Raw genomic sequence first — 11,828 nt, 5'->3', positions numbered from 1 at the left:
GGGAACGCGTGCGCGCCGCCTCCGTGCGCGGCCGCGTCGTCCCCGCTCAGCAACGGAGGAAACCTCGCCATGAGTTTCGGCGACCCCAACAACCCCTACGGACCGCCCCCGCAGGGCGGTCAGCCCGGTGGCCAGCAGCCCGGTTACGGCGCCCCGCAGGACCCCGGTTACGGGTATCCCCAGCAGGCCCCGCAGGGCGTGCCGCAGCAGGGCTATCCCCAGGCCCCGCCCGTGCAGCCCTACGGCGGCCCCTACCCGGGCGGCCCCGGTTACGGCGAGGCTCCCCCCTTCGCCCACTGGGGCCTGCGTTTCCTGGCCACCCTCGTGGACGGACTGACCTTGGTGGTGCCGTACGCGTTCATCGGCATCGGTGCGGCGAACGACATCCCGGCCCTCGCGGTCGTCGGCGGCGTGCTCTTCATCGCGTTGGCGATCTACCAGCTGATCCTCGAAGGCCGCAGGGGCCAGACGATCGGCAAGCGCACCCTCGGCATCAAACTGGTGTCGGAGAACACGGGACAGCCGATCGGCGTGGGCATGGCCTTCGTCCGCAGGCTCGCGCACTTCCTCGACAGCATCGCCTGCTACCTGGGCTGGCTGTGGCCGCTGTGGGACTCCAAGAAGCAGACCTTCGCCGACAAGGTCTGCTCGACGCTGGTGATCCGCGCCCGGTGACCGCCGGCCGGTGAGGGACCGGGGGCCGTGGGCGGCCGGACTCCGGTCCGCCCACGGCCCTTACGCGTCCCCCGGGCCCCTCAGTGGGGCCCGGTCGTACTCGGTCGTACTCAGTCGTGCTCGGTCGTACCTCAGTGGAAGAAGTGCCGCGTCCCGGTGAAGTACATCGTGACCCCGGCCTTCTTCGCGGCCTCCACGACGAGTTCGTCGCGGACCGAACCGCCGGGCTGGGCCACGGCCCTGACGCCGGCGGCGAGCAGGATCTCCAGGCCGTCGGGGAACGGGAAGAACGCGTCCGAGGCGGCGAAGGAGCCCTGCGCGCGCTCGGCCCCGGCGCGCTCGACGGCGAGCTTCGCGGAGTCGACGCGGTTGACCTGGCCCATGCCGACACCGACCGAGGCGCCGTCCTTGGCGAGCAGGATCGCGTTGGACTTGACGGCCCTCGACGCCTTCCAGGCGAAGGCCAGTTCACGCAGTCCGGCCTCGTCGAGCGGCTCGCCCGCCGCGAGCGTCCAGTTGGCCGGGTCGTCGCCCTCGGCCTGGAGCCGGTCGGTGACCTGGACGAGCGCGCCGCCGTCGATCTGCTTGGTCTCGGTCGCGTTCGCCGGGGCGCCCTCGGCCCGCAGGATGCGCAGGTTCTTCTTCCGGGACAGCGCCTCGACGGCGCCCTCCTCGTAGCCGGGCGCGACGATGACCTCGGTGAAGATCTCCGCGACCTGCTCCGCCATCTCCTTGGAGACGGGGCGGTTCACGGCGATGACCCCGCCGTACGCGGACAGCGGGTCGCAGGCGTGCGCCTTGCGGTGCGCCTCGGCGACGTCCGCGCCGATCGCGATGCCGCAGGGGTTGGCGTGCTTGATGATCGCGACGCAGGGCTCGTCGTGGTCGTACGCGGCACGGCGCGCGGCGTCCGTGTCGGTGTAGTTGTTGTACGACATCTCCTTGCCGTGCAGCTGCTCGGCCTGGGCCAGCCCGCCGGTGCCGTCGACGTAGAGCGCGGCGCCCTGGTGCGGGTTCTCGCCGTAGCGCAGGACGTTCTGGCGCGTGTAGGTGGCGCCGGTGAAGTCGGGGAAGCCGCTGTCGTCGGCGGCCGCGTAGCCGTCCGCGAACCACGAGGCGACGGCGACGTCGTACGCGGCGGTGTGCTGGAAGGCCTCGGCCGCGAGCCGCTTGCGGGTGCGCAGGTCGAAGCCGCCGTGCTGCGCGGCGGCGAGCACGTCGGCGTACCGCTCGGGGCTCGTGACGACGGCGACCGACGGGTGGTTCTTGGCGGCGGCGCGCACCATCGAGGGCCCGCCGATGTCGATCTGCTCGACGCACTCGTCGGGGGTGGCCCCGGAGGCGACGGTCTCCTTGAACGGGTACAGGTTGACGACGACCAGGTCGAAGGGCTCGACGCCCAACTCGGCGAGCTGCGAGCGGTGGTCCTCCAGGCGCAGGTCGGCGAGGATGCCCGCGTGGACCTTGGGGTGCAGGGTCTTGACCCGGCCGTCGAGGCACTCGGGGAAGCCGGTCAGCTCCTCGACCTTGGTCACCGGCACCCCGGCGGCGGCGATCCGCCCGGCCGTCGAACCGGTGGAGACGAGCTGGACGCCCGCCTCGTGCAGCCCTCGCGCCAGGTCCTCCAGTCCGGTCTTGTCGTAGACGCTGACGAGCGCGCGGCGCAGCGGGCGCCGGGTGGTGGCGGAGCTGTCGCCGGTGTCGGTGGTCGTGGACTCGGTAGTCACGGAACCAGAACCTTTCGTCCCTCAATGCGGTAGCCGTGGCGGGCCAGACGCCCCACGACCTCGACGAGCAGCCTTCGCTCGACGTCCTTGATACGTGCGTGGAGGGCCGCCTCGCCCTCCGGGGAGTCCTCTTCCACGACCTCGACCACGCCCTGGGCGATGATCGGGCCGGTGTCGACGCCGTCGTCGACGAAGTGGACGGTGCAGCCGGTGACCTTCGCGCCGTAGGCGAGGGCGTCCCGCACCCCGTGGGCGCCGGGGAAGCTGGGCAGCAGCGCGGGATGGGTGTTGACGACCCGGCCGCCGAAGCGGGCCAGGAACTCCTTGCCGACGATCTTCATGAAGCCCGCCGAGACCACGAGGTCCGGGGAGTGCACGGCGGTCGCCTCGGTGAGCGCGCGGTCCCAGTCGGCGCGGCTCGCGTGGTCGGCGACCCGGCACACGAAGGTCGGCAGCCCGGCCGCGCGGGCCCGCTCCAGGCCGGCGATGCCCTCCCGGTCGGCGCCCACGGCGACGACCTCGGCCCCGTACGCCTCCGGGCCCTGGGCCTCGATCGTGTCCAGCAGGGCCTGGAGGTTGGTGCCGGAACCGGAGACCAGGACGACGAGACGGCGGACGGCGGGGGGCGGTGCGGTGGCCACGCGGGGGCCCTTTCTCGGGTGGCGCGCCGCAGGTCCCGCCCGTGGGCGGTCCCGTACGACGGGCGTGCTGCGGCTGGCGTGCGGTTGCGGCGGCTGGGGTGCGGTTGCTGCGGCTGGCGTGCGTTCTGCGGGTGGGGTCGGGGCGGCTCCTGCGGTCCGGCCGGCGCCGTACAGCCCGTGCACGGCCCGTGTGCCCGGCCCGTGCGTCGCGACCGGGCGGCCAGGGGCCTGTCGCGTTCGCCGCCGCGCGCCGCACACCTCTGGTGGATCTTTGGTGGATCACACGAAGGCTGCACGCCTCGCCATACGGGGAACTCTACGAAGCCGCCGACCGTCAGCAACGATACCGGCACCTGTGCCGGGCCCCTCCGGCGGCTTGATCGGCGGGGCTCCGGGGCGGGGGCGTCCGCCACTCCGGGCGGGGCCGGAATTGGGGGCCGCCCCGCACAGACGGGTGCGGGCCCGGCAGGTAGCGTCAAGGGTGCCCGCCCCTGTGCCGGGGCGAGGGGGGAGCCGCAGGACGGACTGTCCGACAGACCGCGCGACCGGCTCCCGCCGTCCCAAGTCCGCCCGCCGCCCGTCCCGTACCGCCGTCCGCAAGCCGACTCGTCCAGCCGTCCGGCCCCGCCCGCGCACGGCCTCTCACCTAGGGGAAGACGCACTCCTGATGCCGGACCGACCCTCCCGCCCGACCCTCCGTCTCCCGCAGCCCGCCGGGGCCGTCGCCGGGGGGCCGCTCGGCACCCTCCCCACCGCCGTGCCCGTGTCCACGGTCGCGGTCTCCGCCTTGTCCTTCTCTCCCTTGTCCTTCGCGTTCCCGGGCCCCGCCCTGCGCGGCGGTAACGAGGACGGGAGCGGCGGGGACGCCGGGACGAGCGACAAGAGCGGCAAGAGCGGGGGCGGCGGGGCCTCCGGGCGCGAGGGCTCGCAGGAGGACAACCCCTTCGCGCCGCCGCCCGAGGACCGGCCGGACCAGCCCTGGCAGCCCCGCCGCCCGCAGGGCGGAGAGGGCGGCGAGGGCGGCGGCTACCAGCCGTGGGGCGGGCAGTGGAGCGGCAACCAGCCCGGCCCCTCGCAGGGCGGCGGTTTCGGTGACCGTCCGGGGCGCGGCCCCGAGGGCCCGCAGAACCCTCAGGGCGGTCCGCCCCGGCGCCAGTTCGGCCCGCGCTGGGACCCGACCGACCCGGTGCAGCGGCGCGCGCGGTACGCGCTGATGGCCGGCATCTGGGGCCTGTTCTCCGGGGTCCTGCTCGGCTGGACGTATCTCGCGCTGCTGCTCGGCGCGCTCGGACTGTACTGGGGCATCGCCGCGCTGCGCGGCACGGCCCGCACCCCGGAGGAGACCGAGGCGGCGCTGCGCGCGGCGGCGGGCGGCGGCAACCCGGAGGAGGCGGCCAGGGCGGCGCGCGGTTCCGCCGACTCGCCGTCCGGGGGCCGGGCCACGGCCACGGCCTTCCGCCCGGCGACGGCGCCGCCCGGAGCGGTCCCGCAAGGGGCCCCGCAGCGTACGCGTCCGCAGGTCCCCTCGGCGGTGGGCGGCATCGTCACGTCCTCGCTGACCCTGGCGGCCGTGGTCCTGGTCTTCGTCGGCCAGCTCGTGTACCGCGACTACTTCACGTGCGTCGACGACGCGCTGACCAACGAGTCGAAGCAGTCCTGCGACCGCCATCTCCCCGAGGAACTGCGGCCGCTGCTGGGCGAGTAGCGGACCGCGCGGCGCCCCGGCGGGCGGCCCGCACCCGTGTCACACGGGGTCCCGGCCGTGCCGCCCCGGCCCGTCGCCGCCCCCGGTGGTCCCGTCCGTCCCGCCCTTCGCCTCCCCCGTGTTCCCGGCCGGACCGTCCTCGGCGGTGCCGTCCTCGGCCTTGCTCACGGCGGCCGGTTCGGCGGGTACGGGCGCGACAGGCGGGAGGACGGCGCCGGGCGCCGTGAACTCGTACGGGTCGAAGACCGGGTAACCGGTGTCCGGGTCCGGAGCGCCGCCCCCGTCCGTCCGCTCACCCGCGCTCGCTTCCGCGTCCGTCCCCGCGTCCGTACTACGGCCATGGGCGGGGGCGCCGGGCCGGGCGGTGTCCGGTTCCGTGTCCGTGTCCGTGGCGCTCCCCGGTCCCTGGCCCGAGGCGTCCGAGGCGTCCGGGGCCACCGCCGTGTCGCGCTCGCGGCGGGGCAGCCACCAACGGCCCTCCAGCGCCTCGCGGACGCGCGCCTGCGCGTCCGGCCGCGCCGTGAACGTGGAGGAGGCCCCGGGCTTCCCGTGGCCCGGCCGGAGGAGGAACGCCTCCTTGCCGCGCAGCCCCCAGGCCCGTACGCCCAGCGCCCCGGGTACGCCGAGCAGCGCCGTCCAGCCGAAGGCGGCCGCGCCGACCCGCCAGCCGACGGGCCCGAACTCGGCGAGCGCGCCCGTGCCCAGCGGGCCGCCCGCGAGCGAGGAGAGCACGGCGAGGCCCAGTCCGCACAGGAGGGCGGCGGCGGCCGCCGCGTACGCCGTCGCGCCCGCCGTCCACACCGTCCGCGCCCCGGCGGTGGCCGCGCGCCCGCTCACCCGGGCGACGGCGAGTCCGGCGAGGACGGGGAAACCGAACACGGCCCAGCTCAGCGGCGTACCGCCGCCCGCTTCCGGCACCCCCGCGAGCAGCGGGAACGGCGGCAGGCCGGGCAGCGGGTCGGAGGCTCCGGGGGCCACGACGTGCCCGGAGCCGAGCAGGAAACCGGGGCCGAGACAGTAGGCCGCGGCCCACACCGCGGCGTTCGGCACGAGGCAGACGGCGAGCAGCAGGACCGCGAAGAGACCTGACCACACGTCGGTGAGCCCCTCGAAGGAGGCGCGGGTCGCGGCGCCGTCCGAGACGAGCACGACCGCCACGAGCAGCGCCCCGGCCCCGAGGAGAACGAGGACCCCGGTGCCCGCCGCGCGGTACACGGCGCGCAGCACCTCGGGGCGCGCCCACGCGCGGGCGCCCGCGCCCTTCGCGTACCGCGCGAGCGGGTCGGCCCATCCGTGCGCCGCCGACACACCGGACGCGACCGCGAGGGCCGCGAACAGGGACACGTGGACCAGGGCGCTCAGCGGTACGGGCGCGGGGTCGCCGCCGAGCGCGTACAGAAACGCGGCGCCCGCCGTCGCGAGGTAGCCGGTGAGCACCCCGGCGACGGCGACGCCCCTGCCCTGCGGGCGGCTCACGGGGGCCCACATCGGCGGGTCGGGGGGTGGCTCGGCCGCCTCACGGGCCGCGCGGTGCAGCAGCCACAGCGGCGCCACGGTGAGCAGCAGCGGGACGAGGCCGAGTGGGGCCGACGCCCCGGTCAGCCCGTTCTGCCTGGTCAGCTCGGTTCCGTGGGCGAGGAACCACAGGGCGGCGGCGAACCGGAGCGCCCCGCCGGGGCCGCTGTCGGGGAACGGCGAACTGATCCACAGCCCGATCACGAGGACGGCGGCGCCGCCCAGCCCGAGACCGGCGGCGACCGCCCCGCCGAACAGCGAGGCGACGAGGGCGGGAGCCCGCTCCCGGGCGCGGGCGAGGGGGCCGGCGGGCGGCGGGGACGCGGTGGCGGACGAGGGTCCGGGCTCGGTCGTCTGGGTCACGGGACCATGCTCCCAATGACGCACACAATCCTCGCGCAACAAGCGAATACCGGAGGTGTCGATCAAAATACGCTTATGCGATTTAACGTACAGAAGGGTGAGCGCTCATGCCCTCGCGGGGAGGGGCGCCGATGACGTCCCGCACCCCTGCCCCGGCCGTCCCGCTCCCCCCGCCGAAGGAACGGCGCAGGCTGCGGGAGCGCCACTCCCTCAGCCGCGCCCAGCTCGCCGTCCGCCTCGGCGTCAGCCGCGAGACCCTCCGCACGTGGGAGAACGGCCGCACCGAACCCCGGGGCAGCGAGCGCGCGACCTACGCGGAGGTCCTCGCCACCCTGACGGCGGAGGCGGAGGCCGGGCGGAAAGCCGAACCCGAGGCCGCACCGGAGGCCGCACCTGAGGCCGCACCGGAAGCCGGGGCCGACGCGGGCTCCGGCCCCGGCCCCGCGCCGGGTCCCACCCCGGTCCGCCCCGCGCCCGATCCCGCCCCCGATCCCGTCGCGGCCTTCGCGGCCCTGTACGACGCGTCGTCAGCCACCCTCGAACGTCAGGCGTACCTGCTGACCGGACGCCCCGTCACGGCGCGGGACGCGGTGCTGCGCGGGTTCCAGCTCGCCTGGGAGCGCTGGCCGGAGGTCGCGGTGGACCCGGACCCGGATGGCTGGGTGCGGGCGGCGGTGCACGAGTACGCCCTGTCGCCGTGGAACCGTTTCCGGCCCGCCTCCCGCGGCCCCCTCGTCCCGCCCGCCGACGCCGGGGACGGCGCGTTCGTCGAGGCGTTGCTGACGCTGGCGCCGAGGCACCGCCGCACCCTGCTGCTCCACGAGGGGGTGGGCCTCGGGCTGCCCGAGACGGCCGCCGAGACCGAGGCGAGCACCCCGGCCACCGCGAGCCGGCTGGCGTACGCGCGCGAGGCCCTCACCGCGCGGCTCCCCGGACTTGTCGAGGCGCCCGAGGAACTGGGGCGCCGGCTGCGGGAGTTCCTCGGCGAGCGGGAGGTGCCGGGCGGGCTCGCGCTGCCGGACGCCGGGCGTGCGCTCGCGGTGGGCGAGAGCGTCGCACGGCGGCGCACGGGCGCCTCGCTCGCCCTGACCGGGCTGATCGCGCTCGCGACCGGCTACTGCCTGCTCACCGCCCCCGACGCCTTCAGCGACCGGGGTGCCCCGGTCACCGGATACGTCGGCGAGGCCGCGGTCCACCCCGCCGCGGGGCCGCCCGGCGCCTCCGTACCGCGGCTGCGCGAGGCGCTGCGGTCCGGGACGGCGGACGGCCCGCAGCGACTCGCCCCCGAGCCGCGCTGAGGCCCTGCCGTACGCACACGACCCCCGCCGCCCCGCCCCCGTACGCACGAAGGGCCCGCGTCCGGCCGTACGACGCGATGTCGTACGGACCGGGCACGGGCCCTCACGCGCGGCTCCGGACGGCGGCCCGGCCGTCAGGGACGGCGGCGGGCCGGCCGGGTGGGCCGGTGGGACTCAGCCGTTGAGGATGGCGCGGGCCAGCTTCGCGGTCTCGGTCGGGGTCTTGCCGACCTTGACTCCGGCGGCCTCCAGGGCCTCCTTCTTCGCCTGGGCGGTACCGGCGGAGCCGGAGACGATGGCGCCGGCGTGGCCCATGGTCTTGCCCTCGGGGGCGGTGAAGCCCGCGACGTAGCCGACGACCGGCTTGGTCACGTTGGCCTTGATGTAGTCGGCCGCACGCTCCTCGGCGTCGCCGCCGATCTCACCGATCATCACGATGAGGTCGGTCTCCGGGTCGGCCTCGAAGGCCGCCAGGGCGTCGATGTGCGTGGTGCCGATGACCGGGTCGCCACCGATGCCGACGGCGGACGAGAAGCCGATGTCGCGCAGCTCGTACATCATCTGGTAGGTCAGCGTGCCGGACTTGGACACGAGACCGATGCGGCCGGGCTTGGTGATGTCGCCCGGGATGATGCCGGCGTTGGACTGGCCGGGGGTGATCAGGCCGGGGCAGTTCGGGCCGATGATCCGGGTCTTGTTGCCCTTGCTGCCGGCGTAGGCCCAGAAGGCGGCGGAGTCGTGCACCGCGATGCCCTCGGTGATGACGACGGCGAGCGGGATCTCGGCGTCGATCGCCTCGACCACGGCGGCCTTCGCGAAGGCCGGCGGGACGAAGATGACGGACACGTCGGCGCCCGTCTCCTTGATCGCCTCGGCGACGGTGCCGAAGACCGGGACGGACGTGCCGTCGAAGTCGACGGAGGTGCCGGCCTTGCGCGGGTTGACGCCGCCGACGATGTTGGTGCCGTCGGCCAGCATGAGCCTGGTGTGCTTCATGCCGGTGGCGCCGGTCATCCCCTGGACGATGACCTTGCTTTCCTTGGTCAGGAAAATAGCCATGGTGTGGTGACCTGTTCCCTTACTTCGCAGCCGCGAGCTCGGCGGCCTTGTCGGCCGCGCCGTCCATGGTGTCCACGCGCTGCACCAGCGGGTGGTTGGCGTCCGACAGGATCTTGCGACCCAGCTCCGCGTTGTTGCCGTCGAGGCGGACGACCAGCGGCTTGCTGACGTTCTCGCCCTTCGACTTGAGGAGCTCCAGCGCCTGGACGATGCCGTTGGCGACCTCGTCGCACGCGGTGATGCCGCCGAAGACGTTGACGAACACGGACTTGACGTCCGGGTCGCCGAGGATGATCTCCAGGCCGTTCGCCATGACCTCGGCGGAGGCGCCGCCCCCGATGTCGAGGAAGTTGGCGGGCTTGACGTTGCCGTGCGCCTCACCGGCGTAGGCGACGACGTCGAGGGTGCTCATGACGAGACCCGCGCCGTTGCCGATGATGCCGACCTCACCGTCGAGCTTGACGTAGTTGAGGTTCTTGGCCTTCGCGGCGGCCTCCAGCGGGTTGGCCGCGGCCTTGTCCTCCAGCGCCTCGTGCTCGGGCTGGCGGAAGTCGGCGTTCTCGTCGAGCGAGACCTTGCCGTCGAGGGCGATGATCTTGCCGTCGCCGGACTTGATCAGGGGGTTGACCTCGACCAGGAGGGCGTCCTCCTCGATGAAGACGGTCCACAGCTTCTGGAGCGCCTCGGCGATGCCGTCCTTGACGTCGGCCGGGAAGTTCGCGGCGTCGACGATCTCGCGGGCCTTCTGCGGGGTGACGCCCTCGTTGGCGTCCACGGCGATCTTGGCGAGCGCCTCCGGCTTGGTGACGGCCACCTCCTCGATCTCCATGCCGCCCTCGACCGAGGCCATGGCCAGGAAGGTGCGGTTGGTGCGGTCCAGCAGGAAGGAGACGTAGTACTCCTCCGCGATGTCCGCGGTCTGGGCCAGCATCACCTTGTGGACCGTGTGGCCCTTGATGTCCATGCCCAGGATCTGACCGGCCTTCTCGACCGCGTCCGCCGGGTCGGAGGCCAGCTTCACGCCGCCGGCCTTGCCACGGCCGCCGACCTTGACCTGCGCCTTGACGACAGCCTTGCCACCCAGCCGCTCGGTCGCCTCGCGGGCCGCCTCAGGCGTGTCGATGACTTCACCGGCCAGCACCGGTACACCGTGCTTGGCGAAGAGGTCCCTCGCCTGATACTCGAACAGGTCCACGCGCGTCCGTCCCTACTCTGATTTCTCGCCGCTCTGCTGTTTCTGCGGTCTGTTTTTCAGCGTGGGCGTGCCGCGAGGGGCAGCGTGACTGCTCTGTCACTGGGGAAAGCGCACACGGTGTCCGGGTACGCGGCATGTCCGTCCGCCAGGCTATCGCCGTCTGTGCGGGCTCCGTAAATCGCGAACGCGGGACAGCCGGTGATACCTGTCACAGAGTGCCGTCCACCTCGGCACTCTGTGCCCGGACCGTGCCACTCGGCCCGATACCTCCTGGTCGCCCGGACGTACGGGTCGTCCGGGTGTACGAGGGGGCCCGGGGGCCCGGGGCCCGTCCGCCCTGTCCCGCGCCGCCCCCGCTACCGCGCGCCCTGTGCCGTGTCCGGTACCGGCAGGGGCCGCTTCTCTATCGCGGCGGCCATCACCTCGGGGAACAGGTCCGGGGTGCACGCGAAGGCCGGGGCACCCAGTTCGGCGAGGGCCGCGGCGTGCTCCCGGTCGTAGGCGGGGGCGCCCTCGTCGGACAGCGCGAGCAGCGCCACGAACTGCGTCCCGGCCGCCTTCATGGCCGCGACCCGCTTGAGCATCTCGTCCCGGATGCCGCCCTCGTAGAGGTCGCTGATGAGGACGACGACGGTCTCGGCGGGCCGGGTGATCTTCGACTGGCAGTAGGCGAGCGCCCGGTTGATGTCGGTGCCGCCGCCGAGCTGGGTGCCGAAGAGCACGTCCACCGGGTCGTCGAGCTGGTCGGTGAGGTCGACGACGGCCGTGTCGAAGACGACCAGCCGGGTCGCGAGCGAGCGCATCGAGGCGAGGACCGCGCCGAACACCGAGGCGTACACGACGGACGCCGCCATCGAGCCCGACTGGTCGATGCACAGCACGACGTCCTTCTTCACGGACTGCGCGGCCCGCCCGTAGCCGATGAGCCGCTCGGGCACGATCGTGCGGTACTCCGGCAGGTAGTTCTTCAGGTTGGCCGCGATCGTGCGGTTCCAGTCGATGTCGTGGTGGCGGGGCCGGCTGACGCGCGCGCTGCGGTCGAGGGCGCCGGTGAGCGTCGAGCGGGTGCGGGAGGCGAGCCGTTTCTCGATGTCCTCGACGACCTTGCGCACGACGGCCCGCGCGGTCTCCTTCGTCGTCTCGGGCATCGCCTTGTTGAGGGAGAGCAGGGTGCCGACGAGGTGGACGTCGGCCTCGACGGCCTCCAGCATCTCGGGCTCCAGCAGCAGCGCGGACAGCCCGAGCCGGTCGATCGCGTCGCGCTGCATGACCTGGACGACGGAGCTCGGGAAGTACGTGCGGATGTCGCCGAGCCAGCGCGCGACCCCCGGCGCCGAACCGCCGAGCCCCGCCCCGCGCCGGCCGCTTCCTTGGCGCCCGCCGCCGCCGCCCTCGCCGCGCTGCCCGTAGAGCGCGGCGAGCGCCTTGTCCATCGCCGCGTCCCGGCCCACGAGTCCGGCACCGGTGCCGTCGGCCCCGCCGTCCCCGCCGAGCACGAGCCGCCACCGGCGCAGCCGCTCGCGATCGCCGCCGGACTCCGGGGCGCGGGTGGGGTCCGGGGCGGAGGCGTTCGTCGCGGTGGGCACGGAGGTCTCGGGGGTGGAGGTCTCGGGGGTGGAGGTCATCGTCGTCTTCCCGTCGTCGGCTGGT

The 11,828-nt window shown here is 74.3% G+C and carries 9 protein-coding genes; 3 read left to right on the top strand and 6 right to left on the bottom strand.

What is annotated here, in order from left to right:
- Nucleotides 1-69: 69 nt before the first annotated feature.
- Nucleotides 70-675, top strand: coding sequence for an RDD family protein (locus tag AB0J21_RS19145; protein ID WP_363147155.1), 606 nt, complete (start codon nucleotides 70-72; stop codon nucleotides 673-675).
- 131 nt (nucleotides 676-806) lie between these two features.
- Here AB0J21_RS19145 and purH read toward each other — a convergent pair whose 3' ends face one another.
- Together purH and purN are read right to left on the bottom strand one after the other, a co-directional pair.
- Entirely contained in the window at nucleotides 807-2,402 is a 1,596-nt protein-coding gene (purH, locus tag AB0J21_RS19140; RefSeq protein ID WP_363147154.1) for a bifunctional phosphoribosylaminoimidazolecarboxamide formyltransferase/IMP cyclohydrolase, read from the bottom strand.
- Nucleotides 2,399-3,043, bottom strand: coding sequence for a phosphoribosylglycinamide formyltransferase (gene purN, locus AB0J21_RS19135; RefSeq protein ID WP_363147153.1), 645 nt, complete (start codon nucleotides 3,041-3,043; stop codon nucleotides 2,399-2,401). The genes purH and purN overlap by 4 nt, the downstream gene beginning before the upstream one ends.
- Nucleotides 3,044-3,710: 667 nt before the next feature.
- On the opposite strand from purN, the gene AB0J21_RS19130 reads away from it, so the two are divergent.
- A complete protein-coding gene (locus tag AB0J21_RS19130) occupies nucleotides 3,711-4,748 on the top strand; it encodes a hypothetical protein (RefSeq protein ID WP_363147152.1) in 1,038 nt (345 codons plus the stop codon).
- Nucleotides 4,749-4,787: 39 nt separating this feature from the next.
- Here the strand turns inward: AB0J21_RS19130 and AB0J21_RS19125 are convergent, their stop codons facing one another.
- A complete protein-coding gene (locus tag AB0J21_RS19125) occupies nucleotides 4,788-6,626 on the bottom strand; it encodes a DUF6350 family protein (RefSeq protein WP_363147151.1) in 1,839 nt (612 codons plus the stop codon).
- A 131-nt stretch (nucleotides 6,627-6,757) separates the two neighbouring features.
- Here AB0J21_RS19125 and AB0J21_RS19120 point away from each other — a divergent pair, with 131 nt between their 5' ends.
- Nucleotides 6,758-7,924, top strand: coding sequence for a helix-turn-helix domain-containing protein (locus AB0J21_RS19120; RefSeq protein ID WP_363147150.1), 1,167 nt, complete (start codon nucleotides 6,758-6,760; stop codon nucleotides 7,922-7,924).
- Between the two features lie 174 nt (nucleotides 7,925-8,098).
- On the opposite strand, the gene sucD is transcribed toward AB0J21_RS19120, so the two are convergent.
- From sucD to AB0J21_RS19105, 3 genes are all read right to left on the bottom strand, one after another.
- On the bottom strand, nucleotides 8,099-8,983 hold the full coding sequence (gene sucD, locus AB0J21_RS19115) for a succinate--CoA ligase subunit alpha (protein WP_363147149.1): 885 nt from the start codon (nucleotides 8,981-8,983) through the stop codon (nucleotides 8,099-8,101).
- Between the two features lie 19 nt (nucleotides 8,984-9,002).
- Nucleotides 9,003-10,178, bottom strand: coding sequence for an ADP-forming succinate--CoA ligase subunit beta (sucC, locus tag AB0J21_RS19110; RefSeq protein ID WP_363147148.1), 1,176 nt, complete (start codon nucleotides 10,176-10,178; stop codon nucleotides 9,003-9,005).
- Between the two features lie 356 nt (nucleotides 10,179-10,534).
- Nucleotides 10,535-11,803 carry a VWA domain-containing protein gene (locus AB0J21_RS19105; RefSeq protein WP_363147146.1) on the bottom strand — a complete coding sequence of 423 codons (1,269 nt, stop codon included), beginning with the start codon at nucleotides 11,801-11,803 and terminating at the stop codon, nucleotides 10,535-10,537.
- Between the last annotated feature and the right edge of the window lie 25 nt (nucleotides 11,804-11,828).

This window comes from Streptomyces sp. NPDC049954 (assembly GCF_040656295.1).
GTDB lineage: Bacteria > Actinomycetota > Actinomycetes > Streptomycetales > Streptomycetaceae > Streptomyces.
This window is presented reverse-complemented; position numbering and strand designations above follow the sequence as displayed.

Coding starts and splice junctions, on each gene's coding strand:
- AB0J21_RS19145 (WP_363147155.1), top strand. CDS start 70: ATGAGTTTCGGCGACCCCAACAACCCCTACGGACCGCCCCCGCAGGGC.
- AB0J21_RS19130 (WP_363147152.1), top strand. CDS start 3,711: ATGCCGGACCGACCCTCCCGCCCGACCCTCCGTCTCCCGCAGCCCGCC.
- AB0J21_RS19120 (WP_363147150.1), top strand. CDS start 6,758: ATGACGTCCCGCACCCCTGCCCCGGCCGTCCCGCTCCCCCCGCCGAAG.
- sucD (WP_363147149.1), bottom strand. CDS start 8,983: ATGGCTATTTTCCTGACCAAGGAAAGCAAGGTCATCGTCCAGGGGATG.
- AB0J21_RS19105 (WP_363147146.1), bottom strand. CDS start 11,803: ATGACCTCCACCCCCGAGACCTCCACCCCCGAGACCTCCGTGCCCACC.